General features: G+C 66.8%; 28 protein-coding genes and 1 tRNA gene. 19 read left to right on the top strand and 10 right to left on the bottom strand.

The genetic code is table 11. The annotated features are described in order from the left end of the window. The first annotated feature begins 14 nt into the window (after positions 1-14). Genes AC5P9N_RS19090 through mmsB form a run of 4 tightly spaced genes read left to right on the top strand, consistent with a single transcriptional unit; the run spans position 15 to position 4,034 of the window. On the top strand, positions 15-1,181 hold the full coding sequence (locus AC5P9N_RS19090) for an acyl-CoA dehydrogenase family protein (RefSeq protein ID WP_060380143.1): 1,167 nt from the start codon (positions 15-17) through the stop codon (positions 1,179-1,181). Beyond that, a complete protein-coding gene (locus AC5P9N_RS19085) occupies positions 1,178-1,975 on the top strand; it encodes an enoyl-CoA hydratase (RefSeq protein WP_005411946.1) in 798 nt (265 codons plus the stop codon). Before AC5P9N_RS19090 ends, AC5P9N_RS19085 begins: the two co-directional genes overlap by 4 nt. Then, positions 1,972-3,147: an enoyl-CoA hydratase/isomerase family protein gene (locus tag AC5P9N_RS19080; RefSeq protein ID WP_099484572.1), complete on the top strand. Its 1,176-nt coding sequence runs from the start codon at positions 1,972-1,974 to the stop codon at positions 3,145-3,147. Before AC5P9N_RS19085 ends, AC5P9N_RS19080 begins: the two co-directional genes overlap by 4 nt. Continuing rightward, complete coding sequence (gene mmsB / locus AC5P9N_RS19075; protein ID WP_099484571.1) at positions 3,144-4,034, top strand: 3-hydroxyisobutyrate dehydrogenase; 891 nt, start codon at positions 3,144-3,146, stop codon at positions 4,032-4,034. The genes AC5P9N_RS19080 and mmsB overlap by 4 nt, the downstream gene beginning before the upstream one ends. 148 nt (positions 4,035-4,182) lie before the next feature. Here the strand turns inward: mmsB and AC5P9N_RS19070 are convergent, their stop codons facing one another. Together AC5P9N_RS19070 and AC5P9N_RS19065 are read right to left on the bottom strand one after the other, a co-directional pair. After that, a complete protein-coding gene (locus AC5P9N_RS19070) occupies positions 4,183-4,608 on the bottom strand; it encodes an organic hydroperoxide resistance protein (RefSeq protein WP_495223875.1) in 426 nt (141 codons plus the stop codon). Between the two features lie 111 nt (positions 4,609-4,719). After that, positions 4,720-5,700, bottom strand: coding sequence for a cation diffusion facilitator family transporter (locus tag AC5P9N_RS19065; protein ID WP_005407688.1), 981 nt, complete (start codon positions 5,698-5,700; stop codon positions 4,720-4,722). A 127-nt stretch (positions 5,701-5,827) separates the two neighbouring features. On the opposite strand from AC5P9N_RS19065, the gene AC5P9N_RS19060 reads away from it, so the two are divergent. Then, complete coding sequence (locus AC5P9N_RS19060) at positions 5,828-5,983, top strand: hypothetical protein (RefSeq protein WP_005407689.1); 156 nt, start codon at positions 5,828-5,830, stop codon at positions 5,981-5,983. 295 nt (positions 5,984-6,278) lie between these two features. Here the strand turns inward: AC5P9N_RS19060 and AC5P9N_RS19055 are convergent, their stop codons facing one another. Together AC5P9N_RS19055 and AC5P9N_RS19050 are read right to left on the bottom strand one after the other, a co-directional pair. Continuing rightward, positions 6,279-8,060 carry a peptidoglycan-binding domain-containing protein gene (locus AC5P9N_RS19055; RefSeq protein ID WP_012478814.1) on the bottom strand — a complete coding sequence of 594 codons (1,782 nt, stop codon included), beginning with the start codon at positions 8,058-8,060 and terminating at the stop codon, positions 6,279-6,281. A gap of 42 nt (positions 8,061-8,102) precedes the next feature. Beyond that, positions 8,103-8,522 (bottom strand): lysozyme inhibitor LprI family protein, encoded by a 420-nt coding sequence (locus AC5P9N_RS19050; protein ID WP_219625293.1) that lies wholly within the window; start codon positions 8,520-8,522, stop codon positions 8,103-8,105. 217 nt (positions 8,523-8,739) lie between these two features. Between AC5P9N_RS19050 and dusA the strand changes: the two genes are divergently transcribed. From dusA to AC5P9N_RS19030, 4 genes are all read left to right on the top strand, one after another. After that, positions 8,740-9,771 carry a tRNA dihydrouridine(20/20a) synthase DusA gene (gene dusA, locus AC5P9N_RS19045; RefSeq protein ID WP_099484569.1) on the top strand — a complete coding sequence of 344 codons (1,032 nt, stop codon included), beginning with the start codon at positions 8,740-8,742 and terminating at the stop codon, positions 9,769-9,771. Positions 9,772-9,984: 213 nt separating this feature from the next. Then, positions 9,985-10,359 (top strand): hypothetical protein, encoded by a 375-nt coding sequence (locus AC5P9N_RS19040; protein WP_005407693.1) that lies wholly within the window; start codon positions 9,985-9,987, stop codon positions 10,357-10,359. A gap of 73 nt (positions 10,360-10,432) precedes the next feature. Continuing rightward, positions 10,433-11,116 (top strand): response regulator transcription factor, encoded by a 684-nt coding sequence (locus AC5P9N_RS19035; RefSeq protein WP_004136763.1) that lies wholly within the window; start codon positions 10,433-10,435, stop codon positions 11,114-11,116. 25 nt (positions 11,117-11,141) lie between these two features. Further along, positions 11,142-12,566, top strand: a complete 1,425-nt coding sequence (locus AC5P9N_RS19030; protein WP_032953760.1) for an ATP-binding protein — start codon at positions 11,142-11,144, stop codon at positions 12,564-12,566. Positions 12,567-13,508: 942 nt separating this feature from the next. On the opposite strand, the gene AC5P9N_RS19025 is transcribed toward AC5P9N_RS19030, so the two are convergent. Then, on the bottom strand, positions 13,509-14,300 hold the full coding sequence (locus AC5P9N_RS19025) for a M90 family metallopeptidase (protein WP_165711184.1): 792 nt from the start codon (positions 14,298-14,300) through the stop codon (positions 13,509-13,511). After that, positions 14,267-14,545: a hypothetical protein gene (locus tag AC5P9N_RS19020; RefSeq protein WP_005407696.1), complete on the bottom strand. Its 279-nt coding sequence runs from the start codon at positions 14,543-14,545 to the stop codon at positions 14,267-14,269. The genes AC5P9N_RS19025 and AC5P9N_RS19020 overlap by 34 nt, the downstream gene beginning before the upstream one ends. A gap of 144 nt (positions 14,546-14,689) precedes the next feature. Here AC5P9N_RS19020 and birA point away from each other — a divergent pair, with 144 nt between their 5' ends. From birA to AC5P9N_RS18995, 5 genes are all read left to right on the top strand, one after another. Next, entirely contained in the window at positions 14,690-15,658 is a 969-nt protein-coding gene (gene birA / locus AC5P9N_RS19015; protein ID WP_099480825.1) for a bifunctional biotin--[acetyl-CoA-carboxylase] ligase/biotin operon repressor BirA, read from the top strand. Beyond that, positions 15,655-16,386: a type III pantothenate kinase gene (locus tag AC5P9N_RS19010; protein WP_005407698.1), complete on the top strand. Its 732-nt coding sequence runs from the start codon at positions 15,655-15,657 to the stop codon at positions 16,384-16,386. Before birA ends, AC5P9N_RS19010 begins: the two co-directional genes overlap by 4 nt. Positions 16,387-16,395: 9 nt before the next feature. Next, positions 16,396-17,244 (top strand): SPOR domain-containing protein, encoded by an 849-nt coding sequence (locus AC5P9N_RS19005; protein WP_099484565.1) that lies wholly within the window; start codon positions 16,396-16,398, stop codon positions 17,242-17,244. A gap of 40 nt (positions 17,245-17,284) precedes the next feature. Further along, positions 17,285-17,360: transfer RNA gene (locus tag AC5P9N_RS19000), tRNA-Thr, on the top strand. A 354-nt stretch (positions 17,361-17,714) separates the two neighbouring features. Beyond that, complete coding sequence (locus AC5P9N_RS18995; RefSeq protein ID WP_099484564.1) at positions 17,715-18,017, top strand: addiction module antidote protein; 303 nt, start codon at positions 17,715-17,717, stop codon at positions 18,015-18,017. 82 nt (positions 18,018-18,099) lie between these two features. Here the strand turns inward: AC5P9N_RS18995 and AC5P9N_RS18990 are convergent, their stop codons facing one another. Continuing rightward, positions 18,100-18,801, bottom strand: coding sequence for an NYN domain-containing protein (locus AC5P9N_RS18990; RefSeq protein ID WP_099484589.1), 702 nt, complete (start codon positions 18,799-18,801; stop codon positions 18,100-18,102). 335 nt (positions 18,802-19,136) lie between these two features. Further along, complete coding sequence (locus tag AC5P9N_RS18985; RefSeq protein WP_099484563.1) at positions 19,137-19,538, bottom strand: hypothetical protein; 402 nt, start codon at positions 19,536-19,538, stop codon at positions 19,137-19,139. A gap of 582 nt (positions 19,539-20,120) precedes the next feature. Here AC5P9N_RS18985 and AC5P9N_RS18980 point away from each other — a divergent pair. Further along, on the top strand, positions 20,121-20,891 hold the full coding sequence (locus AC5P9N_RS18980) for a DUF3011 domain-containing protein (protein ID WP_099484562.1): 771 nt from the start codon (positions 20,121-20,123) through the stop codon (positions 20,889-20,891). A gap of 21 nt (positions 20,892-20,912) precedes the next feature. Here the strand turns inward: AC5P9N_RS18980 and AC5P9N_RS18975 are convergent, their stop codons facing one another. Beyond that, positions 20,913-21,317 (bottom strand): hypothetical protein, encoded by a 405-nt coding sequence (locus AC5P9N_RS18975; protein WP_229298707.1) that lies wholly within the window; start codon positions 21,315-21,317, stop codon positions 20,913-20,915. A 73-nt stretch (positions 21,318-21,390) separates the two neighbouring features. Between AC5P9N_RS18975 and rocF the strand changes: the two genes are divergently transcribed. The 3 genes from rocF to AC5P9N_RS18960 all read left to right on the top strand — a co-directional run bounded on the left by rocF (position 21,391) and on the right by AC5P9N_RS18960 (position 23,037). Continuing rightward, positions 21,391-22,311 carry an arginase gene (gene rocF / locus AC5P9N_RS18970; protein ID WP_099484561.1) on the top strand — a complete coding sequence of 307 codons (921 nt, stop codon included), beginning with the start codon at positions 21,391-21,393 and terminating at the stop codon, positions 22,309-22,311. A 160-nt stretch (positions 22,312-22,471) separates the two neighbouring features. Further along, entirely contained in the window at positions 22,472-22,609 is a 138-nt protein-coding gene (locus AC5P9N_RS18965; protein ID WP_005407710.1) for an entericidin A/B family lipoprotein, read from the top strand. Positions 22,610-22,815: 206 nt separating this feature from the next. After that, the gene (locus tag AC5P9N_RS18960; RefSeq protein ID WP_004153772.1) at positions 22,816-23,037 is read left to right on the top strand and encodes a CsbD family protein; all 222 of its coding nucleotides are present in this window, start codon (positions 22,816-22,818) and stop codon (positions 23,035-23,037) included. Positions 23,038-23,110: 73 nt separating this feature from the next. Here AC5P9N_RS18960 and AC5P9N_RS18955 read toward each other — a convergent pair whose 3' ends face one another. Continuing rightward, a complete protein-coding gene (locus AC5P9N_RS18955) occupies positions 23,111-23,920 on the bottom strand; it encodes a hypothetical protein (protein ID WP_049449498.1) in 810 nt (269 codons plus the stop codon). A 108-nt stretch (positions 23,921-24,028) separates the two neighbouring features. Here AC5P9N_RS18955 and AC5P9N_RS18950 point away from each other — a divergent pair, with 108 nt between their 5' ends. Beyond that, positions 24,029-25,321 carry a tryptophan--tRNA ligase gene (locus AC5P9N_RS18950; RefSeq protein ID WP_049395252.1) on the top strand — a complete coding sequence of 431 codons (1,293 nt, stop codon included), beginning with the start codon at positions 24,029-24,031 and terminating at the stop codon, positions 25,319-25,321. Positions 25,322-25,398 lie beyond the last annotated feature (77 nt).

The raw sequence follows: 25,398 nt of genomic DNA, 5'->3' as shown, positions 1-25,398 counted from the left end.
CGGCAGGAGCAGCCATGAGCCACTCGATGACGACGGAACTGGAAGAAGCGCAGCAGGCGTACCGCGAGGCGGCGCGCGACTTCGCACAGGCCGAACTGGCGCCGCACGCCGCGCGATGGGATGCGGAGGGCATCTTTCCGCGCGAGGCGATCGCCAAGGCCGGTGAACTGGGCTTCTGCGGCCTGTACATGGACCCGGAAGTGGGCGGCAGCGGCCTGAGCCGACTGGACGCCGCCGTCGTCATCGAGGAGCTCGCCAACGTCGATCCGTCGACCGCGGCTTACATCAGCATCCACAACATGGCCTCGTGGATGGTGTCCAGGTGGGGCCAGCCGGCCCTGCGCGATGCGTGGGGCACCGATCTGTCCTCGGGCCTCAAGCTGGCCTCGTACTGCCTGACCGAACCGGGTGCGGGTTCCGATGCGGCGTCGCTGAAGACCACCGCCGTGCGCGATGGCGACTTCTATGTGCTGAATGGCTCCAAGGCCTTCATTTCCGGCGCCGGTGCCACCGAGCTGCTGGTGGTGATGGCGCGCACCGGTGGTGCCGGTGCCGGCGGTGTCAGCGCCATTGCGGTGCCGTCGGACCTGCCGGGCATCAGCTTCGGCCGCAAGGAAGAGAAGATGGGCTGGAACAGCCAGCCCACCCGCGGCATCACCTTCGAAAACGTCCGCGTGCCGGTCAGCCACCTTCTGGGAGAGGAAGGCGGCGGCTTCAAGCTGGCGATGAAGGGTCTGGACGGCGGCCGCATCAACATCGCCGCCTGCTCGCTGGGTGCCGCGCAGGGTGCGCTGGATGCCGCACGCCGCTACATGGGCGAGCGCCGCCAGTTCGGCAAGGCGCTGGCCGAGTTCCAGGCGCTGCAGTTCAAGCTGGCCGACATGGTCACCCAGCTGGTCGCCGCCCGGCAGATGGTGCACACCGCCGCGCGCAAGCTCGATGCCGGTGCCAGCGACGCCAACGTGTGGTGCGCGATGGCCAAGCGCTTCGCCACCGATGCCGGTTTCAACGTCTGCAACGAAGCGCTGCAGATCCACGGCGGCTACGGCTACATCCGCGAGTACCCGATCGAGCGCCTGCTGCGTGACTGCCGCGTGCACCAGATCCTGGAAGGCACCAACGAGATCATGCGGGTGATCGTTGCCCGTCACCTGCTCAACACCGAAGAGGAACTGCGATGAAGGATTGGCGTACCCAGGAGCACGTGGGCCTGAAGGTGGAGGTGGATGGCCACACCGCCGTGGTCACCCTGAACAACCCGCCGGCGCACACCTGGACCGTGCACAGCCTGTCGGCGCTGCGCGACCTGGTGGGCGCGCTCAACGCGGACCGCGACATCTACGCGCTGGTGATCACCGGTGACGGCGAGAAGTTCTTCTCCGCCGGTGCCGACCTCAACCAGTTCGCCTCCGGCGACAAGGCCGCTGCACGCGAGGCCGCGCGCCGCTTCGGTGAAGCCTTCGAAGCGCTGTCCGGTTTCCGTGGCGTGTCGATCGCCGCGATCAACGGCTACGCCATGGGCGGTGGCCTGGAATGCGCACTGGCCTGCGACCTGCGCATCATCGAAGACCACGCCCAGGTGGCGCTGCCGGAGGCCACCGTCGGCCTGTTGCCGTGTGCCGGTGGCACCCAGAACCTGCCGCGCCTGGTCGGCGAGGGCTGGGCCAAGCGCATGATCCTGCTGGGCGAGCGCATCAATGCCGAGACCGCACTGCGCATCGGCCTGGCCGAAGAAAAGGTCGGCAAGGGCGAAGCCAAGGCACTGGCCCTGGAATGGGCGAAGAAGGCCGGCAAGCAGAGCCCGACCAGCATCGCCGCCTGCAAGACCCTGGTGCAGTCCACCCGCACCGGCACCCACGCCTCGGCGCTGGTGGCCGAGCGTGAAGCCTTCGTCGACCTGTTCGACACCGCCGACCAGGTCGAGGGCGTGACCGCCTTCCTGGAAAAGCGCACCGCGCAGTGGAAGAACGCATGAGCATCGACACCGCTGCCGACGACGCACCGGTGCTGTTCGAGGAGCGCGTGGCCGGCAACGGCACGCGCATCGGCATCGCCACGCTCAACGCGCCGCGCACGCTCAATGGTTTCTCGCTGCCGATGGCGCACCTGCTGCTGAAGCAGCTGAATGCCTGGGCCGATGACGACGGCATCGCCATGGTGGTGCTGCAGGGTGCCGGTGAGAAGGCGTTCTGCGCCGGCGGCGACCTGCACAGCCTGTACAAGAGCATGGTTGCCTTCCGCGAGGCTGGCCGCAGCGACATCCGCGAGAACGACTACGCCGCTGAGTTCTTCGACGTTGAATACCGCGTCGATCATCTCATCCACACCTACGCCAAGCCGATCCTGTGCTGGGGCCATGGCATCGTGATGGGCGGCGGCATCGGCCTGATGTCCGGCGCCAGCCACCGCGTGGTCAGCGAGCGCTCCAAGCTGGCCTTCCCGGAAATCACCGTTGGCCTTTTCCCGGATGTGGGTGGCAGCTGGCTGCTGCCGCGCGTACCGGGCAAGGGCGGCCTGTTCCTGGCGCTGACCGGCGCGCTGCTCAACCCGGGCGACGCTATCTACGCCGGCCTGGCCGACGTGCACGTGGCAGAAGAACGCCGCAGCGCGGTGTTCGATGCGCTGCTGCAGGTGGCCTGGTCGGGCGATGCCGCACACAACCACGAACGCCTGACCCATCTGCTGCAGTCGCACGCCAGCGACGCCGCCACCGGCCCGTTGCTGGCCAATGCGGCGCAGGTCGAGGCGCTGTGCGAAGGCGATGACCTGCAGGCCATCGTGACGCGCATTGCCGGCCTGCAGACCGACGACGCCTGGTTGCAGGCCGCACAGAAGACTCTCGCCGCCGGTGCACCCGGTTCGGCACGGTTGGCGTACGAACTGCAGCGCCGCAGTGCCGGCCAGGATCTGGCCGCGATCTATCGCCTAGAGTACATCGTCGCGCTGCATTGCGCCGCCCACGGTGATTTCGCCGAAGGCATCCGCGCGCTGCTGATCGACAAGGACCGCAATCCGCAGTGGAACCCGGCCACCCTGGCCGAGGCCACCGGCGCGTGGGCCGACACCTTCTTCGCTTCCCCCTGGGCCGCCGCCGCGCATCCGCTGGCCGACCTGGGCACTCCCCTTGTTGAAAGGAGCCTTGCATGAGCCGCATTGCATTCATCGGGTTGGGCAACATGGGTGGCCCGATGGCCGCCAATCTGGTCAAGAACGGCCACAGCGTGCGCGTGTTCGATCTGGTCCCGGCCGCGGTGCAGGCCGCCGTTGACGCCGGTGCCAGTGCTGCGTCGTCGGCGCGCGACACCCTGACCGATGCCGAGGTGGTGATCTCGATGCTGCCGGCCAGCCGCCACGTCGAAGGCGTGTATCTGGGCGACGACGGCATTCTTGCCGCGATTCCGGCCGGCGCACTGGTCATCGACTGCAGCACGATCGCACCGGCCAGCGCCCGCAAGGTCTCGGAAGCGGCCGCCGCACGTGGCCTGCAGATGATCGACGCACCGGTGTCCGGCGGTACCGCCGGCGCCCAGGCCGGCACCCTGACCTTCATCGTCGGCGGCGAGGAAGACGCGCTGGAACGCGCACGCCCGGTGCTGCAGGCGATGGGCAAGAACACCTTCCACGTCGGCGCCAGCGGCGCTGGCCAGGTCGCCAAGCTGTGCAACAACATGGCGCTGGGCGTGATCATGGCGGTGACCGGTGAAGCCATCGCACTCGGCGTGGCGCACGGCTTGGACCCGAAGGTGCTGTCGCAGATGATGGCGGTCAGCACCGGCCGCAGCTGGGCCACCGAAGTGTGCAACCCCTGGCCGGGCGTGCTGGAAAACGCGCCGGCCTCGCGCGGTTACAGCGGTGGCTTCGGCAGCGATCTGATGCTGAAGGACATGGGCCTGGCAGTGGAAGCGGCGATGAGTGTCGGCGCCTCGATTCCGCTGGGCGAAGTAGCCCGCAACCTGTACTCGATGAACCACCAGGCCGGCCGCGGCAAGCTGGATTTCTCCAGCGTCGTGCAGCTCATCACGAGCGAGAAGTGACCTGGTAGTGCCGGCCGCTGGCCGGCAACCTCATGCCCCCCTGTGGGACAACGAAGGTGGGATGGGCGGATGTTCGGTTTCGACCGGCATCCGCCCATTTTTTTGCTCTTCACGTTGGTAGTGCCGGCCGCTGGCCGGCAGCACCCCATCAGGCAACGATCAGCGTCACGTCGATGTTGCCGCGGGTGGCGTTGGAGTACGGGCACACGATGTGCGCCTTCTGCACCAGCTCTTCCAGCTGCTCGCGCGGCACGCCCGGAGCGCTGATGGTCAGCTCGGCTTCGATGCCGAAGCCGGTCGGGATCTGGCCGATGCCGACCTTGCCGGTGACGGTGGTGTCGGCCGGCAGCGCGACCTTGGCCTGGCCGGCCACGAACTTCAGCACGCCCAGGAAGCAGGCCGAGTAGCCGGCGGCGAACAGCTGTTCCGGGTTGGTGCCCGGGCCACCGGCGCCGCCCAGCTCGCGCGGGGTCGACAGCTGGATGTCCAGCACGTTGTCGGAGGAGACGGAACGGCCTTCACGGCCGCCGGTGGAGGTGGCCTGGGCGGTGTACAGAACCTTTTCGATGGACATCGGGATGCTCCTGGTCGGTGGGTGGGTGTTGCGTTGGAGCCTACTTTGCCCGCTTTCCGCGTACGTTGGGTTGCAGAGCGTACGAAAAACTTGATAGATCGTCCTGTCGGCCTAGATCGTCCACTCGCGATCGGTGGTGAACATGATGGTCAGCCAGCGGTCCGGCGAGGCCTCGCCCAGCGCGTCGCCGATCTCGTCGCGCAGCTGGTCCCATTCCACCAGCGGCCGCGGTGGGTCGTTTTCCGGCACCACGAAGAACAGCTCGATCTGCTCACCTCGCCCCACCTGCGCCACGTAGCTGCGGTGCTCGACGAAGCCATGCTTGGCCACGATCGCGCGTGCCACGGCATCCACGTGCGCCTGCAGCTCCGGCGGGGTGACCAGCAGGATGCCGGCCAGCGCCCGGCGCACGGTGCCGAGCGGGGCGATCATCACCAGCACGCAGACGAAGGCAAGGATGGCCGGGTCGATGTACGGCCCGACCCAGGCCCAGGACGTGCCTTGCACCAGCACGCCGCCGAGGAAGGCCAGCAGGTAGCATGCCGACATGCTGGCCGCGATCACCCAGTTCTTCGCATCCAGTGCGATGAACTCCGAGCCGATGCGGCGGTTGGCGCGCAGGATGAACCAGGCCAGTGCGCCTTCGCCGACGATGGACAGCCCGGCGAAGGCAATGGCCGGGCCCAGTGCGATGTGGCGGCCACCGGACATCAACGCATCCACCGCATTGACCAGGGCATACAGTGCCGCACCGATCATCAGCGTGCCGCTGACCCCCAGCACGATCGGTTCCAGGTGCCAGAAGCCCATGGTGAAGCGCTGGTTGAGCCTCGACTGCAACGCATCGGTCTGGGTGGACAGCGCGATCAGGCGTGCCACCAGCAGCGACAGCCAGGTCATGACCACATCGATCAGGCCGTAGATGCCGTCGAAGATGATCAGCGAGGAATTGGCCAGCAGGCCGAATACCACTGCGGCGGCGGCCAGCAGCAGCGAGGCGGCGATCGACAGGCGCAGCACGCCCTGTTCGGTTGCGGGGTCGAAGAACTGCGGGCGGTGGGTGGCCATGGCCCGATTGTAGAGCGGCGGCATGCTTCGCTGCCTTCCGCTGTCCGGCATCGTCGCAGAACGTCGAGGACATCGCCGAGACGCCCAGCGAGCGTGATCGCGAATGCGTCGCCCAGGGCATGGCCAACCTGGTCATCGATTCCTCGGCCGCATGCTGGATATGCAGCGCTACGATGCCGGTGACACGCAGGTCTACCGCGTGCGTGGGCAGGTGTTCCTTGCCTCGGCCGGCCATCTGGGTGCGGTGTTCGATTACCAGCACGTGACGCCGAGGGTACAGATTGATCTGCGCGACGCCCACCCGTGAGACCTGACCGCCTGAGGCGGCAGTGTTTCAAGAAGCAGACCGCCTATGGATGGCGGGTAGTGATCACTTGGGGAAAGCTCCGGACGGACTTATCTGTCGTCAAAGCGTCGACGCGATCAAACCGGATCGGCTACACCTCGAGGCCGACTCCCTCGAAGCGTGGGCACGCTCCGGGGGACGCAAGACCTCGCATTTGCGACAATCCTCGACGCACCTCAACCAACGCCCTCGTCGGCCTCAAGCCGACGAGGGGTGAGCAAGGCAATGGCACTCACGGGCCGGTTGGCCCGCTCTCTTACGCCATCATGGCCCGCGGGCCGTGCTGCTGGGTCTGCTGGTCGATCTTCTGCTGCTCGCGCTGCTGATCGCTCACCTGCAATGCCCGCTCGCTGTTTTCCTGCACGCTCTGGCGCATCGCGTCTGCCGTCGATACCGGCGCGGTATTGCGGTTCAACGCGCTTTCGTCGTGCAGTGCATTGGCCTGCACCGCGCGCGCCATCGAGCCATCCTGGTTCAGCTCAACGCGATCAACCCGGTACAGGCCGGCACGTGCAGCTTCCACGGTAAGCGCAGCGGCCAGCTTCTCGCTGTGCTCGCCGGAGGGCAGGCCACGCGCTTCCTCGGCGAACTTCACCTGCACCAGGGTCTCGGTGTACAGCCAGTTCTGCGGGCTGCGCGGGTCGGACATCGGGTACACCGTCTCGCGCGCAGGCTCGGCCGCGGCCTGCTGTTCCGGGGTGCTGCCCTGTGCCTGCGCACGCTGCTGCACTTCATTGGCCAGCGCCTGGCGGGTTTCCGCATCGGCAATGCCGGTCGCTGGCAGGCCATGCTGCTGCTGGAAAGCGTTGATCGCATGGCGGCTGCCACCGCCCAGATAGCCATCGCTGCCGATGGCCTGGCCCTTGGCGTCGGTCAGCCCCAGCGCGGCCAGGTTGCCCTGGAGTTCGCGCGCGTCGCGGTCGATCGCGGCCAGCGTGGCTGGCCCGGCCTTGCCGTCCACCGGGTCCAGGTTGTGTGCGCGCTGGAAGTCTTCCACCGCCTTGCGGGTGGTGGCATCGAAGCGCCGGTCCGGATTCAGCGTCTGCTGGCCGCCAGCACTGGCATAGCCCAACGTGACCAGATTGCTCTCCAGCTTCAGCACGTCACGGCCGCTGGACCCTTCCTTCAACGTCTGCGAACCGGCCTGCTGGCGCGGTGCGCCGATCTGGTCCAGCGCCACCTTGATGTCCGCATCATTGTGCTCACCGGCGGGCGAGTAGTCGCGGCTGCTGACCTTGGCATGGGCGCGGTCCATTGCGTCCTTGTTGTTGGCATAGGCATTTTCGTAGCGCACGGCGATGTCGCCGGCCTTGGGCGCGTCGAAGTACTGGTAGGTCTCGCGGATCTGCCCGGCCTTCGCGCGCAGCGCCTCGTAGTCACCGCCTTCTTCCAGCACCTTCTGCAGCTTGGGCAGCTGGCTGGGCAACTGGTTGGCGGTCTTGGCGATCAGGCTGATCGCTTCGAAGCGGTTTTCCTCGGCGATGCCGCTGCCGTGTGCGTCCACCATCGCCATGCCGATCCGGGTGGCGTTGCGCACCTGCGGGTAGTCGATGTTCGCGTGGATCCACTGCTTGCCCTCGGCCGAACCGGCCCAGGCGTTGATGCTGTCGCGCGTGTTGGTATCGATGAACTGGATCGAGCTGCGCCCGCTCAGGCCATTGCCGTGGCTGAGCAGGTCGCGGCGCAGGTCGGCGTGGTCCTGGGTGAAGGGCAGGTTGTGCGCCTTGGCATAGGTGCTGGCCTGATCGATCACGGCGTCGACATAGGTCGTCTCGCCCGCCTTCAGTGCGTGGCCGTCGATGGCGCCCAGCGCCCACTCGCCGCGCTGGCCGAAGTCGACCTGGATCGCGCCCAGGCTGTAACCGCTGTTCTGCGCGACTTTGTTCACCGTGCCCCAGTGCGGTTCGGTCACGCCCTGGGTGATGCCGGCGATGGCCAGATGATAGGAGGCGGGGCCACCTTCGGTACCACGGCCGACGGCGAAATACACGGCGCCGGAGGTGGCATCGAGATCATGGGTATCGATGTTGGTTGGCATGTCTTACATCCTTGTGCAGTCAGAGGGTCTGCCCCTCAAGGGTCAGTCCAGCAGCTGCAGATACTTCTGCAGCTGGTCGGCACGCGCGCTCAGGCGCATCACATCGTTCAGCTCGCCCTGCAGGTTGCCGGGCTGCGAATCGTCGTACAGCGCGGTATCCAGTTCGCCATCGCGGCTGCGCGACTGCAGCCACGCGCGCTGGGCATTCACCAGCTTGGTCTTTTTTGCGCCAGTCAGCTTTGCCTGCAGCTGGCGGTAGGCCTGGTTCAGGCGCTGGTCCTGGCGTGCGCTTTCCGAGGTCAGGCAGGCGGCCTGCTCGATCGCACCCTGTGCCTTGTCACGGCAGGTGGTGAAGGCCGGGCTCAGCCCGGTGGCAGCCGGTGCTGCGGTTGCCGTGCCGATGGCCAGTACGGCGACCGCCAGCGCGGTGGCGAGGGTCCTGCTCAAACGCTTGTGCTGCATCATCTGCTCCACACGTCCAATCCATTGCGAGCGACGGACTATAACGGCGTCAATATTTCGTCGTCGTCAACGAATCGCGACAACTGTGACCGGTTGCCCGTCATTGTGGGGTGGCGCCGCCCGGCTTGCGGACGGCCCTCGGGCCCGGGCGCCCCGCTATCCGGGCGCCAGCCGCCGCCATTCAGCCGGGCGGTGTAAACTATTGATCTCACTGGCAATGCTAGTCTCCACGATCAACACCCCGATGACGTCCGCCACCGCCCGTTACGCTGATTCCCTGCGCCTGTCCGTTGCCCCGATGATGGACTGGACCGACCGCCATTGCCGCGTGTTCCATCGCGTGCTGGCGCCGGGTGCACGCCTGTACACGGAGATGGTGCACGCCAACGCGGTCATCCACGGCGACCGCGAGCGCCTGCTCGGCTTCGACCGCAGCGAACAGCCGCTGGCGCTGCAGCTGGGCGGCAGCGATCCGGCCCTGCTGGCGCAGGCTGCGCGCATTGCCGCCGAGTGGGGATACGACGAGGTCAACCTCAACTGCGGCTGCCCGTCCGACCGCGTGCAGGCCGGGCGTTTCGGCGCCTGCCTGATGCGCGAGCCGGTACTGGTGGCCGAGTGCGTGGCGGCCATGGTCGATGCGGTCGACATCCCGGTAACGGTGAAGTGCCGCCTGGGCGTGGACGAGGACAACGACTACGACGTGTTTGCCAGCTTCGTCGACCGCCAGGTCGCCGCTGGTGCGGCGATGGTGGTGGTGCATGCGCGCAACGCGTGGCTGAAGGGCCTGTCGCCGAAGGAGAACCGCGAGGTTCCGCCGCTGAAGTACGACTGGGCCTACCGCCTGAAGCAGGAGCGCCCGGCACTGCCGGTGGTGATCAACGGTGGCCTGGCCAGCATCGAGGCGGTACAGGCGCAGGCCGCGCACGTCGATGGCGTGATGCTGGGCCGGGCGGCCTATCACGACCCCTATCTGCTGCATCAGCTGGAGGCGCTGCACACCGGCGCCCCGCTACAGGCACGTGGTGACCTGCTGCGCGCGATGCGCCCCTACATCGAGGCGCGGCTGGGCGAAGGCCTGGCGCTGAAGCACATCACCCGCCACCTGCTCGGCCTGTTCCATGGCCAGCCCGGTGGTCGCGCATTTCGCCAGGTGCTGAGCGAGGGCGCACACCGCCCGGGCGCCGGCTGGAGCCTGATCGAACAGGCCTTGGCGGTCACCGAACGCGAAGCTGATCGCGCCGCAGCGTGACGTCGGTCACGGTTCTGACTTGACAAGGGGCGGCGATTCGTCCCGAATGTTCACCTAGATGAACGACGCGAGCGCAGGGCCGGAAAAGTTCAGACCGGATTCACTGCCCCAAACCAAGAATTTGCAAAGGATTTGTAAAGCGCCGGGTCCCGAACCCGGCTCCCGGATTTACGACTTTTGAACGAATCGCCGTGCTCGGCTAGGATCGCATCGATGTCTTCCGCTCCCTTCCATCGCCGCATTGCCCTGGCCACCTGCGTGGTGCTGGCGGCTGCGCCGCTGTCTTCGGCGCTGGCGCAACAGCCGCCGCGTGGCGATCAGGGGCGCGCGGAGATGATGGAGCGGGGCGAGCGCGGTGGCCGTGGCGACGAGCGCTCGCTGTCCGATGCCGTGCGCCGCGTGCAGCGCACCACCGGCGGCCACATCCTCGGCGCCGAGCGCGTGCCGTTCGATGGGCGTGACATCAACCGGGTGAAGTACATGGACGACCGGGGCCGGGTCCGCTACATGGACGACCCCGCACCGTCGCGTTCACAGCCGCGCACGCCGCGGTCGGATATGTCATCACTACGCGGCGATAACCCCTGAACAGGGATAGTTGTCGCTATCAACCCGTACCCCACAGGCCTCCGGGCCACACCCAGGACACTAGGGAGAGTTCATGCGTATCCTTCTGGTCGAAGACGAAGCCCCGCTGCGTGAGACCCTGGCAGCCCGGCTCAAGCGCGAAGGCTTTGCCGTCGATGCTGCGCAGGACGGCGAGGAAGGCCTCTACATGGGGCGCGAAGTTCCGTTCGATGTCGGCATCATCGACCTCGGCCTGCCCAAGATGTCGGGCATGGAGCTGATCAAGGCCCTGCGTGACGAAGGCAAGAAGTTCCCGGTGCTGATCCTGACCGCGCGTTCGAGCTGGCAGGACAAGGTCGAAGGCCTGAAGCAGGGCGCCGACGACTACCTGGTCAAGCCGTTCCACGTCGAAGAGCTGCTGGCCCGCGTCAACGCGCTGCTGCGCCGCGCTGCCGGCTGGAGCAAGCCGACCCTGGAATGCGGCCCGGTCGCCCTGGACCTGGCTGCGCAGACCGTCAGCGTGGCCGGCAGCAATGTCGACCTGACCAGCTACGAATACAAGGTGCTGGAGTACCTGATGATGCACGCCGGTGAACTGGTCTCCAAGGCCGACCTCACCGAGCACATCTACCAGCAGGACTTCGACCGCGACTCGAACGTGCTGGAAGTGTTCATCGGCCGCCTGCGCAAGAAGCTGGACCCGGATGGCGAACTGAAGCCGATCGAGACCGTGCGCGGCCGCGGCTACCGTTTCGCGATTCCGCGCAACGAGGGCTGAGCCGGCTCAGCCTGGCGAGACCATGATGTCCGGCCGTCTGTGGTTCTTCCGACGCTGGCGGCCGCGCTCCCTGCAGGCGCGCCAGATGCTTGCCGCGTCCGTGGGCCTGGTCGCGTTCCTGGCCCTGGCCGGTTACGCACTCGACGCCGCCTTCGCCGATACGGCGAAGGCGAACCTGCGTGAGCGCCTGAAGAACTACGCCACCGCGTACGCGGCCGGCATCGACTTCACCCGCGACCGCTCGTTGTACATCCGCGAGCAGCCGCCGGATTCGCGCTTCGACGTGCCGGGCAGTGGCCTGTACCTGCAGGTGGTGATGCCGCACGGCAAGGGCAATTCGATGTCCGCCGAAGGCCCGATGCTGCCCACCGTCGGCGGCGGCCTGCTGGCGCCACGCCAGGAAGTGTTCGAAGGCCCGCTGCCGATGATCCAGATCGACGGCAGCCAGGGCTCGGTGTACCGCTATGGCCTGGGCTTGGTGTGGGACGCCGACGCCGACCCGGCCACCGAATTCCCGTACACCATCTATGTGATGGAAGACTCGCGCGCGCTGGGCGCGCAGCTGCGCGTGTTCCGCGGCCGTGTCTGGTTCTACCTGGGCGGCATCGGCCTGATCCTGCTGCTGCTGCAGACCGTCATCCTGCAGTGGAGCCTGCGTCCGCTGCGTCGGGTGATCACCGAGCTGACCAAGGTGCAGCGCGGCGAGACCGAGCGCATGAGCGAGCGCCACCCGCGCGAGCTGGAACCGCTGACCGACAGCATCAACGCCTTCATTGAAAGCGAGCGCGAGAACCTCGAGCGCCAGCGCAACACCCTGGCCGACCTGGCACACAGCCTGAAGACGCCCATTGCGGTGCTGCGCACGCAGATGGACAGCGGCGCGGGCGATGGCGCGCTGCGCGAAGAGCTGGACGTGCAGCTGCAGCGCATGAACAACCTGGTTTCGTACCAGCTGGCACGTGCTGCGTCGTCGGGCCACAAGCTGTTCTCCGCGCCGCTTCCGATCGAGTCCAACGCCGAGGAAATCGTACGTGGCCTGGAGAAGGTCTACGCCTCCAAGGGCGTGCTGTGCGAGTTCGACATCGATCCGGCCGCGCGCTTCCACGGCGAACCGGGCGACCTGCAGGAACTGCTCGGCAACCTGCTGGAAAACGCCTTCAAGTGGGCCAACCGCCGCGTGCTGCTGACCGCGCAGCCGCTGCCGGCACCGAACGCGCGCCGCGCAGGCCTGCTGCTGGCGGTGGACGACGATGGCCCGGGCATTGCCCCGGACGACATCGGCAAGGTGCTGCAGCGTGGTGTGCGTGGCGACGAGCGCGTGCAGGGCCACGGCATCGGCCTGTCGATCGTGCAGGACCTGATCAAGGATTACCGCGGCGAACTGGCCGTCGGCCGTTCCAGCGAACTGGGCGGCGCCCGTTTCGAAGTGCGTTTGCCGCCGGGGCCGTAAGCCTCGTTGATCGGTAGTGCCGGCCGCTGGCCGGCACCCTCATGATCTTCGGTGGCATTGCCAGGTTGTCGGCCAGCGGCCGGCACTACCGTGTTTCGATCGTTGGCGGCTCGCCATAAAACCGCCGCAGCCGCGCGTTCCCGTCCGTCGGGCGTCGCCTGACGCAACAACGCGTGCGTAATCCGGTAGTGCCGGCCGCTGGCCGGCACCCTCATGATCTTCGGTGGCATTGCCAGGTCGCCGGCCAGCGGCCGGCACTACCGTGTTTCGATCGTCAGCGGCTCGCCATGGAACCGCCGCGGCTGCGCGTTCCCGTCCGCCGGGCGTCGCCTGACGCAATAACGCGTGCGTAATCCGGTAGTGCCGGCCGCTGGCCGGCACCCTCATGATCTTCGGTGGCATTGCCAGGTTGCCGGCCAGCGGCCGGCACTACCGTGTTTCGACCTTTGGCGGCTCGCCGTAGCACCGCCGCAGCCACGCGTTCCCGTCCGCCGGGCATCGCCTGACGCAACAGCGCGTGCGCAATCCGGTAGTGCCGGCCGCTGGCCGGCAACCTCATGATCTTCGGTGGCATTGCCAGGTTGCCGGCCAGCGGCCGGCACTACCGTGTTTCGATATTCGGCGGCTCGCCGTAGAACCGCTGCAGCTGCGCGTTCCCGTCCGCCGGGCATCGCCTGACGCAACAGCGTGTGGTGTTCCGGTAGTGCCGGCCGCTGGCCGGCACCCTCATGATCTTCGGTGGCATTGCCAGGTTGCCGGCCAGCGGCCGGCACTACCGTGTTTGGATCTTTGGCGGCTCGCCATGGAACCGCCGCAGCCACGCGTTCCCGTCCGCCGGGCATCGCCTGACGCAACAGCGCGTGGTATTCCGGTAGTGCCGGCCGCTGGCCGGCACCTCATGATCTTCGGTGGCATTGCCAGGTTGCCGGCGAGCGGCCGGCACTACCGTGTTTGGATCTTTGGCGGCTCGCCGTAGAACCGCCGCAGCTGCGCGGCGACCTCCGGCAACGCCTGCTGCAGCAGATCCGGTGCCGAGAAGTGATACTCGCTGGCCACCGCGAAGAACTCTTCCGGCGCCTCGGCCGCGTACGGGTCGATCAACGTCTCCTCGCCGGCATCCACCTGCGCGCAGAAGGCGTCGTAGGAACGCTGGAAGGTGGCTGCCCACTCGCGCTGCCACTCGCGCGGCAGTGGCGGCGTGCCGTCCATCGCGCCATCCAGCGCATCCAGCTTGTGCACCATCTCGTGCACCGCCACGCAGTAGCCCTCGTGCGGCGTCGCCAGGTCGGCCTGCACATCGGCCCACGACAGGATCAACGGACCGCTGTCCCACGACTCGCCAATCAGTTCGTCATCCCACTCATGCAGTACGCCGGCCGCATCCATGTGGCTGCGATGTACGCGGAATGCATCGGGGTAGACGATCAGCTGCGACCAGCCTTCCAGACCCACCTCGCCGAACTCCAGCAGCGGCAGGCAGCACAGTGCCGCCAGCAGCACGCCATCGCCGGCCTCCAGCTGCAGCTCGCCGATCGGGGTGATGGTCTTCTCGTGCAGGAAGCGCGTGGCCAGTACGCGCAATCGCGCGCGGCGTTCGTCGTCCAGACCGCGCAGCCAGGCCGCACGGCGGCAGGCCTCATCCCAAAGTGCATCGTCGATCGGCCGCGGTGCAGGCCGCAGCCACTGCAGCAACGACTTGATCAGCGGAACATTCCCGGCAGGTAGCTGTGCCACTTCGGTGCGCGGATGCGCTGCAGCACGTCGTCATCGCTGCCACCGCCGCCCGTGCTGGTGCTGGCTGCCGGGCGGACCGGTGCCGGCTTGGTGGTGGCGGCCGAAGCGGTCGCGGTCGGTGCACGCTGCGAAGCGGCATCGCCGTTGGAGGACACGCAGGCGCCGCGGCTGTCGTCCAGCGCTGCCGTCGCAGACGCCGCGAAGGGCATCGTCAGCAGGATCAGGCAATGGGCATAACGGCGCATTGACGACATCCACGTTAAGGGAAGGTGAGTTCCCGATTCTAGCCCGAACCCGGCGCCCCGTTGGAAGCCCCCGCGGAACCCAGCGTGGCGGGCGCCGCTGGCGGCTTTCCCGCATAATTCCTTCCTGACTTCGTGGAAGCTGCCGTGGACGACCGCCAATTGCTGGCCAAACTCGCTGCCGGTCGCCTCTCCGGCGACGCCCTGGCCCGTGAGCTGGGCCAGACCCGGGCGGCCATTTGGAAGCGTATTCAAGGACTTAGAGCCGCCGGTGTGGACATCGAGGGCCGCGCTGGCGAGGGCTATGGCCTGACCCGCCCGGTCGATCTGCTGGACCCGGACGCGATCCGCGCCTGCCTGCCCGCCGACGTCCAGGCCCTGCTGCACGACCTGCAGGTCGCTTGGACAGTGGACTCGACCAACGCTGAATTGCTGCGTTGCAGCGCGCCCCAGCGCGGGGTGAGCGTCCTGCTGGCCGAGCGCCAGACCGGCGGCCGCGGCCGTCGCGGCCGTACGTGGGCGTCGCCGCTGGCCGCACATATCTACCTGTCGGTGCTGCGGCTGTTCTCCGGTGGCCTCGGCCGCCTGGCCGGGCTGAGCCTGGTGGCCGGCATCGCCGTCGCCGAAGCGCTGCACGACCTGGGCTACACCCAGGCGCAGCTGAAGTGGCCGAACGACCTGATTGTCGATGGCAAGCGCAAGCTGGTCGGCCTGCTCGCAGAAGGCGGTGGCGAATACGCCGGCCCGGCGCGCGCGGTGATCGGCATCGGCATCAACACGCACATGCCGCCGTCCTTCGCCGAGCAGATCACCCAGCCATGGGTGGACCTGGACACGCTGGCCGGCAAGCCGGTGGACCGCAATGTGGTGGTTGCTGCCGTGCTGGCGCGTCTGCTGCCGGCACTGGAAGAATTCGATCGCGAAGGCCTCGCTCCCTTCCTGCCGCGCTACGCCGCGTTCGACATGCTGGCCGGTCGCGAAGTACGGGTGGAACTGGAAGGACAGTGGCAGCATGGCACCGCACTCGGCCTGGCTGATGACGGCGCCTTGCGCGTGCGCATCGATGGCCGCGAGCGCCTGCTGCACGCCGGCGAAGTCAGCGTGAGGGCGGCATGAGCGATTGGTTGTTCGACCTCGGCAACTCGCGCTTCAAGTTCGCGCCGTTGCAGGGTGACCGTGCCGGTGACGTGCAGGCCTGGGCGCATGGCGCCGAAGGCATGGCCGGACAGCCGCCGCACAGCCTGCCCAGCGGCACCACCGCGTTCGTGGCCAGCGTGGCCGCACCGTCGCTGACCAGCGCCATGCTGGACCAGCTGCAGCGTCGCTTCGAGCACGTGCACGTGGTGCGTACCAGCGCCGAATGCGCCGGTGTGCGCATTGCCTATGCCAAGCCCGAAAAATTCGGTGTGGACCGCTTCCTGGCCCTGCTGGCCGCGGCCAAGGCGCAGCGCCCGGTGCTGGTGGTCGGGGTGGGCACCGCACTGACGATCGATCTGCTCGACGCCGACGGCCAGCACCACGGTGGCCGCATTTCCGCATCGCCCACCACCATGCGCGAAGCACTGCATGCCCGCGCGGTGCAGCTGCCGGCTACCGGCGGTGACTACAGCGAATTCGCCAACGACACCGCCGACGCGCTCGCCTCCGGCTGCGACGGCGCGGCGGTGGCGCTGATCGAACGCAGCGCACAGCAGGCGCACACGCTGCTGGGCGTGGCACCGTCGCTGCTGGTGCATGGTGGCGGCGCACCGGCGCTGATGCCGTTGCTGCCCGGCGCCGACTACCACCCCTCGCTGGTGCTGGATGGCCTCGCCCGCTGGGCGGTGCACCAGCCCGCAGGCTAGTATCCGCGCATGCTGACCCGTGCCCTGATCGTCGTACTGGCCATCCTCAATCTTGGCGTCGCCTGCTGGTGGCTGCTGCGCGATGCGCCGCAGAAGCCTGCGCCGCCGCCGCAACCGGCCGGCGTGGCCGAGCTGCGCTGGGTGCCCGGTGGCGTGGATGCCGCTGCGGCCGCCGAAGCCACGGCCGCCGCGCCGACCGCGCCGTTGATGGAGCGCGAACCGGCGGAGAAGACGGCCGTGGCTGTAACGTCGGCGCCCGCCGCGCCGGCCAAGCCGGAGATTGCCAAGCCGCAGGCGGCTGAGGCTACGCCGGTTGCTGCCGCTGCCAAGCCGGTGACATCGCCTGCACCGACCCCGGCGCCGGAAAAGCCCGTAACCCCGCCCGCGGCCGCCGAGCCGCCGCGCTGCGTCGCGCTGGGCCCGTTCGCCGACCGCGCCGCCGCGACCAATGCGCAAGGCAAGGCCGGCACGCTGCTCAGCCAGGTGCGCCTGCGCGAACAGCCCGCTGCCAGCGGCAGCGCCCGCTACCGGGTGATGCTGCCGGCCGCCGCCAACCGCGAAGAAGCCCAGGCCACCGTGAAACGCATCGTCGCCGCTGGCCTGAGCGACTACTACATCATCAGCCAAGGCGAGGAGGCCAACGCCGTGGCGCTGGGCCAGTACCGCAACCGCGAAGGCGCCGAACGGCGCATGGCGGCGGTGCAGGCCGCCGGCTTCCAGCCGCGCCTGGTCGCCAGCGGCGACGCCGGCCAGTGGTGGCTGGAAGGGCAGCTGGCGGCGGGCACGTCGCCGGCCCAGGCCCAACAGCGCAGCGGGGCGGCACAGAGCCGGTCGCTGGAATGCACGCGGTTGCGCTAGAATCCCCTGACCGCGGCGCTGCCGCCGGTGATCCACCCATGCCGCTTTAGCTCAGTTGGTAGAGCAACTGTCTTGTAAACAGTAGGTCATCCGTTCGATTCGGATAAGCGGCACCACCGAAAAGCTGCGGGCGCATCTCCGAAGAGGAGGCGCCTGGGTCTGTCGAGCGTCGCTCCTGACCACGTGTTCTCTCTTTCTTCCCTGTTGAATTCTACAATCCGGCCCGCGGTCGGCCAGCCGCGAGTTCCCTGTGCCCTTTCTGGCGATGGGATCCTCCCCTGCGCGACGCTGGAGGGGTTGCATTTGGGCTACATTGAGTGAGAGAGCTGAGGGCAATGTCGCCGGCTGGATACGACAAGAGTTCACAGCAACGCGATATCGGGATGGCCAAGGCGATCGCGCGTGCCCTCTGAGCATCGAACTGGCTGTGAGCAAACGCCTCAATCCCGAAGTGGTGGAGTTGCGCGGTCATAGCGATCAGGAAGGTGATCGAGTTCGAAGCATTTGATGTGGCGGAGCACCTTCGTACACCGAAGGAAATGGCCGCCTATCTCGATACGTCCATTGCCGAGAGTGGAGGCGACTCTGCATTCATCGCCAAGGCGTTGGGTGACATCGCTCGCGTTCAAGGGATGAGCAAGGTTGCACGAGCAGCGGGTCTGTCCCGGGAGAGCTTGTATCGTGCACTGTCGGGCGGGAGGAGACCTGATTTCGCCACCATTCTCAAGGTGATCCGCCCTCTTGGAATGCGCCTCCACGCCAATACAGCGTGATCATGGATACGGGCGCTACTGGGCCAGCGTCGATCCGGGCTTACGGTGCTGGCTGAAAATGTTTGCCAGAACTTCGAAAGTGTTACCAGTGAGCTGGCTTGGTGATGGGCTTCCTTCCCGTTTGAACTCGTGGAGGCAGCAGAGCACGCCGCAACTCATCATCCAGAAGATGCGCACGGGTCCAGTCCGCTTGATTGTCGAGTGAGCTACTCACTGCTCGCCCTGTAGGGCCGCCGCTGGCCGGCGGGTGCCGAGGCGTCACCACACCCAATCGAACGTGGGGAAAGTCTTCCCTGATGGCTCTAAGCACAGGTTCTACATCACTGTCATTCGAGCAGATGACCAGCTGTGCATAGCGTCCCGACGCTGCATCTCTGTACATTGCCAGTGCGATGTTCACGTCGGTCTGCTTCTCTTCGATTCTCCACACACGGGTACGTTTGCTTCGGTCGTAGGCCGTGCCTGGATCGAAGACAGGGAGGAGCACTCCCTTTCTGTCCATGCTGTGCTTGCCGAGTGTCTTCAGAAATCGACGTGGATGGAGGTGCTCGTGCGCGCGCAGGTAGCTTTCCTGAGCGACTACCGATGCACCGCCGTGGGTAGAAAATCGCCCAAGTGCCATGGCTGTGAAGTAGTGCAGGTGCTCAAGATCGCTGGCAGGATCCTGATCCCTGAGGACAATTTCGAAGAGTCGCAGGAGATCGATCCACTTGAATGAGGTGTTTCGGATGCGACCGTAGTAGAGGTTGTAGCCATCGACGTAAACAGCAGTCGCAATAGACATCATTTGCTTCCTGCAAATGTGAAAAAACCGCCTTTCGGCGGTTTTTTCGTCCCAAGCCGTTGAGTCAACCTAATGACGCAGCAAGGGAGGAGTAGTGGGGCCATCATATGGCGAAAGGAGCATCCCGGCAACTGGCCCTTCATCGCCATTGATGCCTGCAGTTTTTGCATCGATTCGATCAGCGGGCGAAGGGCTTCGAATGATTGGAGCCGACCTCGGCAGTCGGATTCAATGAGGAAAGTTGCGCTTCCTTGTGGCCAGCTCACCAGGCGCCGGAAACATGAAGTGCGACAGGTCGTTCGATGTCTGCTGCTGGAATTGCGAGCTAAGCAGTCTTACCCATGCACCTGCAACGCCACATACTCGGCCAGCCCCCGGCAGGCCAGCATCAGCCCTTCGCGCGTGCCATCGCCGATATCGTCTTTCTCTTCCCCATCCACGCGCACGCGCTCTGCGGCGTGGTACAGCTCCAGCAGCGACACCAGGCCCACGGCGGCGCGATCCCTGCGTGCGGCGGCCACGGCGTCGCCGGGTGTGCTTGCCGGCCCCTGCCACGGCTGTCCATCGGCGGCATCGCCGGCGCGGATACGCTGCAGGCAGTTGGGCAGATTGATGGGCGCGGGGGCCTCGTTCGCGGCGGCGAAGGCTGCTTCCAGTGGCTGCGCCAGTTCGGGCGGCAGGCGCAGGGCGGCCTCGCCCAGCGTGGCCGTCAGGTACGGGTGATGGGTCTTGGGCATGCGGGCATCCTCGGCAGGAACAGAGGTGCCACCCGAAAAGGGTGGCGGGCGACGCGTGGCTTCCAAGACCGGAATCAACGAAACGGCGGGCACGAGGCCCCCACGCACCGCCCGCCGTCGATCGGCGAACGGATTGCCAGCCGGCGCCGCTCTTGGGAGGACGACGCCGGCTGGCAAGCGTATACATCGTTGACTACACGGGCTTGGAAGTCCCGACCACCTTTGCAGGTGGCGAGTCATCATGCGCACGCGAAATCCCCGTCTGCCAGTCGTTTATTCCGATGGCATCGGGTGATCCGAAAGGAAAAATGAATTATCGCGTTTGGCCTGTTTTGAACGCGGCAGCGCCAGAAGCGACATATCGCGCAGCGGTGCTATCAGCGAGAAATATGCCCGCGCCGTCGCTGACGCATGGCCTGCGCTGGCCCACGAAGTAAAGCTGGCTTAACAGCGCCGACAAGGCGCCATGGCCAACATAGCAAACACAAGCGCCAAAATGCGCCACCCGCATTTTGATTCTCCTCACAGACCGCTTCCGACCCTAACCGCATACTGGGAGTACACATCCGTCAGGACTCGCCCATGCGTCGCCACGCCCTGCCGCTCACCGTCGCACTGTTGTCCACCGCCTTCGTGGCCCCGGCCAAGGCTGCTGTGCCGTTCTTCAACGCCAGCTGCCCGGGCGGCATCGATGTTCACGCCGACGATGGCGGACCCGTCTACGTGCAGGGCCGCGAGACCACGCTGAAACGTTTCAACGACCGCTATTTCGAAGCACGCGATGCCAGCAGCGGCATCACCCTGTCGATCAGCCGCAACGATGACGGCGCGCCTCAGGTCAGCTACACCGGCCGAGGCGGCGCCAATGGCATCTGCCAGGTCAGTAGCAGGGGTGCGCCCGCGCCCGCCACAAACAGCGCCCGCCCTGGCGACGCTGCCACCGGGGATGCCGCGCTACCGCGCGAAGTGACTTGTGAATCTACCGGCCAGCAGCAGGTGTCGTGCGATCTGAATACCCGTGGCAATGTGGAGATCGTGCGCCAGCTCAGCCGCACCCGCTGCGAGGAAGGCAAGAACTGGGGCCTGTCGCGGCACTCGGTGTGGGTCAATGGCGGCTGCCGCGCGGTGTTCCGCAATGTGTCTTCGGTGACCACCCCCGCGCCGTCAGGCGATACCGCGTTGGGCGCCTGCAACATGCGCAAGGGCGCGCAGGGCGCCCTGTTCACCCAGATGCCGGTGGGCAGCGATTACCAGGAACTGATCATCGACTACCCCGATGGCCGCTTCCTGTGCATGATGCGCAACAACGGCCAGGTGCAGAGCGTCACCCCGGTGCGCCGCCGCGGACGCTGAGCGCGAGGGGCAGATCCGGCGTCAGCCGCCGGACCTGTACAGCAGCACCCACGCCAGGATCAGGGCGAACATGCCGACGATGGTCAGGCCGAACCACAGCGCGGCCACCTTCACGTTGCCGATCAACGCCGTCAGCATCCGCTGCGGCTCGCTCTTCAGGATCGGATATCCAGCGTGTGCGTTGCGCAGACGCTGCCAACCCAACCCGAGGAACACCAGAGACGAGAATGGCGTCAGCAGCAGCATCGCCTGCATCAGCCAGCCGTTCGGCGACGCATCGATCGAGTTGTTCAAAAAAACCGCAAAAACGACGATCGGCAACGCCACGGTGAAAAAGCGTGGCCAGGCGGTATTGATGAAGGGCGACGTCGCAATCTTCCATGAAAGGTGGTCGGGTCCGCGCGGCATCATGCCATGCAAAGTCACTGCTGCACCGCCGCGAGTGGTGTCACACAGCTCTGGCTAGACTGTGCTTCTTTTTCCCCCGCAGGAGGCACCCATGGCCCATCCCATTTCCGTATCGTTGATTGGCGTTCCCACCGACGTGGGTGCCGGCCATCGCGGTGCACGGCTTGGCCCGGAAGCGCTGCGCGTGGCGGGCCTGCCGGAGGCGCTGGAAGCGCGCGGCGTGGACGTGCGCGACGTGGGCAACCTGGATGGCCCGCGCAACCCGTGGACCGCGCCGGTGGAAGGCTACCGCCATCTGGACGAAGTGGTGGCGTGGAACCACGCACTGATGGAAGCCAGCTATGCCGAGCTTCAGGCCGGGCGCATGCCGATCATGCTCGGCGGCGACCACTGCCTGGGCATCGGTTCGATCACCGCCGTGGCGCGCTGGTGCCGCGAGCAGGGCAAGACCCTGCGCGTGCTGTGGCTGGATGCGCATTCGGACTTCAACACCAGCGATGTCACTCCGTCGGGCAACATCCACGGCATGCCGGTGGCCTGCCTGTGCGGCCTGGGCCCGGATGCACTGACTCAGCTCGGCGGCAGCGCACCGGCGATCACCCCGGCGCAGATGCACCAGATCGGCATCCGTTCGGTGGACCCGGAAGAGAAGCGCCTGATCAAGACCCACAAGGTGGATGTCTATGACATGCGCTACATCGACGAGAACGGCATGAAGCGCGCGGTCGAAGCAGCACTGGCGGGCATCGACGAGAACACCCACCTGCATGTCAGCTTCGATGTGGATTTCCTCGACCCGAGCATCGCACCGGGCGTCGGCACCACCGTGCCGGGCGGGGTGAACTACCGCGAGGCGCAGCTGGTGATGGAGATGATTGCCGACACCGGGCGCATGGGTTCGCTGGACATCGTCGAGCTCAACCCCTTGCTGGACAAGCAGAATGCCACCGCCGAACTGGCCGTGGACCTGGTCGAAAGCCTGTTCGGCAAGTCCACCCTGATGCGCGACTGAGCTCTCCGCCTGAACGGATCGATGATCCGTTCACACGCGCTCCACGCCCCTGCCGCCAGATTGCACATCACGCGGCGGCAGTGGCATTGGCTCCTTCCGCCGAGCGACCGAACCCCATCCGCGAATGAAGCGGTATAGCGGCGAACCCAAGGAGAAGCCCATGAAGCGCGTAGTTGCCCTGATGCTGTTGTCGATGTTCTCGGTGGCCCTGCTGGCCGGTTGCAACACCGTTGCCGGTGCCGGCAAGGACGTGCAGAAGGCTGGCGAAAAGGTTGAGGATGCCGCCAAGGGCCGTTGAGCCTGAAGTGGAAGGAAGGCAAAAAGGCCGGGGGGACCTCCCCGGCCTTTTCTCTTGCGCGTTTCTCTGCAGCGTACGTGTCGAAGCGTAGTGAACCATTCAAGCAGGTGAGCAGTGCTTTCATGGTCGGTTGACCGGCACTCAACAGCCGCTGCGCGAAGCTGTAGCCACGGTAAGAACGCCGTTGCAACCAAGGACTCCCAGCAATGAACAAAGACATCATTTCCGGCAAGTGGTCGCAGCTGAAGGGCAAGGCCCAGGCCAAGTGGGGCGATCTGACCAACGACGACTTCGATGTGGCTGAAGGCAATGCCGAGTATCTGGCCGGCCGCCTGCAGGAACGTTATGGCTGGGCCAAGGATCGCGCTGAGAAGGAAGTCCGTGAGTTCCAGGATGCCGTGAGCAAGGACTACCCGGACTACAAGTAAGCGCTACGGTTTTCCCCCACGGCACAACGCCCGCACCGAGAGGTTGCGGGCGTTGTGCTGTCTGGGCGGCCGATCAACGCGCCGGCGGGTCCGGCACATAGCGGTTGGGGAACGCCTGCGGTTCGCGCGGCAGGCGCGACGGCGGTGTATCGACCAGGATGCCGCGCGCGCGCAGATTGCGGGCGCTGTCATAGCGCAGCTGCAGAACCTGCGCCGGGCTGCGGCTGGCGCGTTCGAAGTCGGTATCGCGTACCGACGACTGCTCGCGTGCGCCGTGGCCGGTGCCCAGCGCAGGGGCCTGTGACTTGCTGGCATAGCCCTCGATGCGGCTGTTGCTGGCGCTGGCATCGGCCGCCGCTTCGGCCGTCGGGGCCGGTGCCGGCAGCGGCAGGCTGCGGCGCAGGATCGGATCCGGACGCCAGCGGCGCGCTTCCTCGAACACCGCCACGCCGACCACGCCGATGTTGTCCGGGCGACCGGTGCGGCTGGCATAGCTGCCGCTGGGGCTGCTGAACACGAACTGCGCCACTTCATCCTGGCTCTTGCGCCAGCCGGTGATGTCGGCGCGCTGGCCGGGGTTGAGCACGTAGCCGGTCTGCGACGGATCGGCATCCTCGCCGGAGATGGCGTTGACGCCGTCCACCGACAGCACCACCAGCACCCGGCGCGGGCTGTCGTTGTACAGGCGCACGGCGTAGCGGTGGCCGCGCTCGCCGGCCACCCAGCGCTGGCCCTCGGCAGGGTAGCTGCGCAATTCGGTGCCGCGGTCGCGGTCGACCAGAGACATGCGCACGGGGCCGCCCTCGTAGGCCGGCGGCGGCACCGGGGCGGGGCGGAAGCCGGCCAGGGGCAGGATCAACAGCAGGGGCAGCAGGCGTTTCATCGGGCGTCTCCAGCGGGGTTGCGTGAATGAACGCGCCGCAGGCCCTGACGGGGTTGGTGGCGTGCAAGGTAAACTGGCCCCGTTCATCGAAGGTTACCCCACGCAGTCATGACCACCCGAGTCCTTACCGGCATCACCCCCTCCGGCACGCCCCACCTGGGCAACTACGTTGGCGCCATCCGTCCGGCCATCGCGGCCAGCCGCGCCCCGGGGATCGAGAGCTTCTTCTTCCTGGCCGACCTGCACAGCCTGATCAAGTCGCAGGACCCGCAGCGCACCCAGCGCGCGACCCTGGAGATCGCGGCCAGCTGGCTGGCCTGTGGCCTGGACCCGGAACACGTGTGGTTCTACCGCCAGAGCGACATCCGCGAGACCACCGAGCTGATGTGGTTCCTGACCGCGATCGCCAGCAAGGGCATCCTCAACCGCGCGCACGCCTACAAGGCGGCGGTGGACAAGAACCGCGAGGAAGGCGTGGACGAGGACGCAGGCGTCAGCGCCGGCCTGTTCATGTACCCGGTGCTGATGGCCGCCGACATCCTGATCTTCAAGGCCAACCAGGTACCGGTGGGCCGTGACCAGATCCAGCACATCGAGATGGCGCGCGACTTCGCCCAGCGCTTCAACCACGTGTATGGCAAGGAGTACTTCCCGCTGCCGGACGTGGTGATCGACGAGCAGGTGGCGACGCTGGCGGGCCTGGATGGCCGCAAGATGAGCAAGAGCTACCACAACACCATTCCGCTGTTCGTGCCGCGCGAGGAGCTGAAGAAGCTGGTGTTCTCGATCCTGACCGACTCGCGCGCACCTGGCGAGCCGAAGGACACCGAGGGCTCGGCGCTGTTCCAGATGTACCAGGCCTTCGCAACCCCGGAACAGACCGCCGAATTCGCCAAGGCGTTCGCCGCCGGCATCAGCTGGGGTGACGCCAAGCAGCAGCTGTTCGAGCGCATCGACAGCGAGCTGTCGCCGCTGCGCGAGCGCTACAACGCGCTGATGGCCGAGCCGGAGAAGATCGAGGCGCTGCTCAAGCGCCGTGGCCAGCAGCTGCGCGAGCAGCTGGCGGCACCGCTGCTGGACGAGCTGCGCCATGCGGTGGGCCTGCGTGACCTGTCCAGCGCAGGCGATATCGCCAGCGAGGACGCCGGCGTGGCCCGCGTGGCACCGCCACTGTTCAAGCAGTACCGCGAGAAGGACGGCCGCTTCTACTTCAAGCTGACCGCCGGTGACGGCACGCTGCTGATCCAGAGCGAAGGCTTCGATTCGCCGCGCGACGCGGGGCAGTTGATTGCCGTGATCAAGCAGGCGGAGCAGGGTGACCAGCTGCAGAGCGAACTGTTCAAGCTGGAAGCCGAAGTGGACGCCGTGCTGGCGGCCCTGGCCATGCTGCGCGAAGCGTAAGGGTAGGGCCGGCCGCTGGCCGGCAACTGCATAGGAAATGCCGGCCAGCGGCCGGCACTACCACGGCAACTGCATAG

The organism is Stenotrophomonas sp. YJH_SMC_6 (assembly GCF_059371335.1).
The sequence above is the reverse complement of the archived record's forward strand: the minus strand, read 5'-3'. Positions and strand labels throughout refer to the sequence as shown.

Bases quoted from the DNA above. Each gene is read 5' to 3' on its own strand.
- AC5P9N_RS19070 (WP_495223875.1), bottom strand. From the start codon at position 4,608: ATGTCCATCGAAAAGGTTCTGTACACCGCCCAGGCCACCTCCACCGGC.
- AC5P9N_RS19090 (WP_060380143.1), top strand. From the start codon at position 15: ATGAGCCACTCGATGACGACGGAACTGGAAGAAGCGCAGCAGGCGTAC.
- AC5P9N_RS18950 (WP_049395252.1), top strand. From the start codon at position 24,029: ATGACCACCCGAGTCCTTACCGGCATCACCCCCTCCGGCACGCCCCAC.
- AC5P9N_RS19055 (WP_012478814.1), bottom strand. From the start codon at position 8,060: ATGCCAACCAACATCGATACCCATGATCTCGATGCCACCTCCGGCGCC.
- AC5P9N_RS18965 (WP_005407710.1), top strand. From the start codon at position 22,472: ATGAAGCGCGTAGTTGCCCTGATGCTGTTGTCGATGTTCTCGGTGGCC.
- AC5P9N_RS19010 (WP_005407698.1), top strand. From the start codon at position 15,655: ATGAGCGATTGGTTGTTCGACCTCGGCAACTCGCGCTTCAAGTTCGCG.
- AC5P9N_RS19085 (WP_005411946.1), top strand. From the start codon at position 1,178: ATGAAGGATTGGCGTACCCAGGAGCACGTGGGCCTGAAGGTGGAGGTG.
- AC5P9N_RS18985 (WP_099484563.1), bottom strand. From the start codon at position 19,538: ATGCCCAAGACCCATCACCCGTACCTGACGGCCACGCTGGGCGAGGCC.
- AC5P9N_RS19050 (WP_219625293.1), bottom strand. From the start codon at position 8,522: ATGCAGCACAAGCGTTTGAGCAGGACCCTCGCCACCGCGCTGGCGGTC.
- AC5P9N_RS18980 (WP_099484562.1), top strand. From the start codon at position 20,121: ATGCGTCGCCACGCCCTGCCGCTCACCGTCGCACTGTTGTCCACCGCC.
- AC5P9N_RS18990 (WP_099484589.1), bottom strand. From the start codon at position 18,801: ATGTCTATTGCGACTGCTGTTTACGTCGATGGCTACAACCTCTACTAC.
- rocF (WP_099484561.1), top strand. From the start codon at position 21,391: ATGGCCCATCCCATTTCCGTATCGTTGATTGGCGTTCCCACCGACGTG.
- AC5P9N_RS18955 (WP_049449498.1), bottom strand. From the start codon at position 23,920: ATGAAACGCCTGCTGCCCCTGCTGTTGATCCTGCCCCTGGCCGGCTTC.
- AC5P9N_RS18960 (WP_004153772.1), top strand. From the start codon at position 22,816: ATGAACAAAGACATCATTTCCGGCAAGTGGTCGCAGCTGAAGGGCAAG.
- AC5P9N_RS19020 (WP_005407696.1), bottom strand. From the start codon at position 14,545: ATGCGCCGTTATGCCCATTGCCTGATCCTGCTGACGATGCCCTTCGCG.
- AC5P9N_RS19040 (WP_005407693.1), top strand. From the start codon at position 9,985: ATGTCTTCCGCTCCCTTCCATCGCCGCATTGCCCTGGCCACCTGCGTG.
- AC5P9N_RS19035 (WP_004136763.1), top strand. From the start codon at position 10,433: ATGCGTATCCTTCTGGTCGAAGACGAAGCCCCGCTGCGTGAGACCCTG.
- dusA (WP_099484569.1), top strand. From the start codon at position 8,740: ATGCTAGTCTCCACGATCAACACCCCGATGACGTCCGCCACCGCCCGT.
- mmsB (WP_099484571.1), top strand. From the start codon at position 3,144: ATGAGCCGCATTGCATTCATCGGGTTGGGCAACATGGGTGGCCCGATG.
- AC5P9N_RS19005 (WP_099484565.1), top strand. From the start codon at position 16,396: ATGCTGACCCGTGCCCTGATCGTCGTACTGGCCATCCTCAATCTTGGC.
- AC5P9N_RS19030 (WP_032953760.1), top strand. From the start codon at position 11,142: ATGTCCGGCCGTCTGTGGTTCTTCCGACGCTGGCGGCCGCGCTCCCTG.
- AC5P9N_RS19065 (WP_005407688.1), bottom strand. From the start codon at position 5,700: ATGCCGCCGCTCTACAATCGGGCCATGGCCACCCACCGCCCGCAGTTC.
- AC5P9N_RS19060 (WP_005407689.1), top strand. From the start codon at position 5,828: ATGCTGGATATGCAGCGCTACGATGCCGGTGACACGCAGGTCTACCGC.
- AC5P9N_RS19080 (WP_099484572.1), top strand. From the start codon at position 1,972: ATGAGCATCGACACCGCTGCCGACGACGCACCGGTGCTGTTCGAGGAG.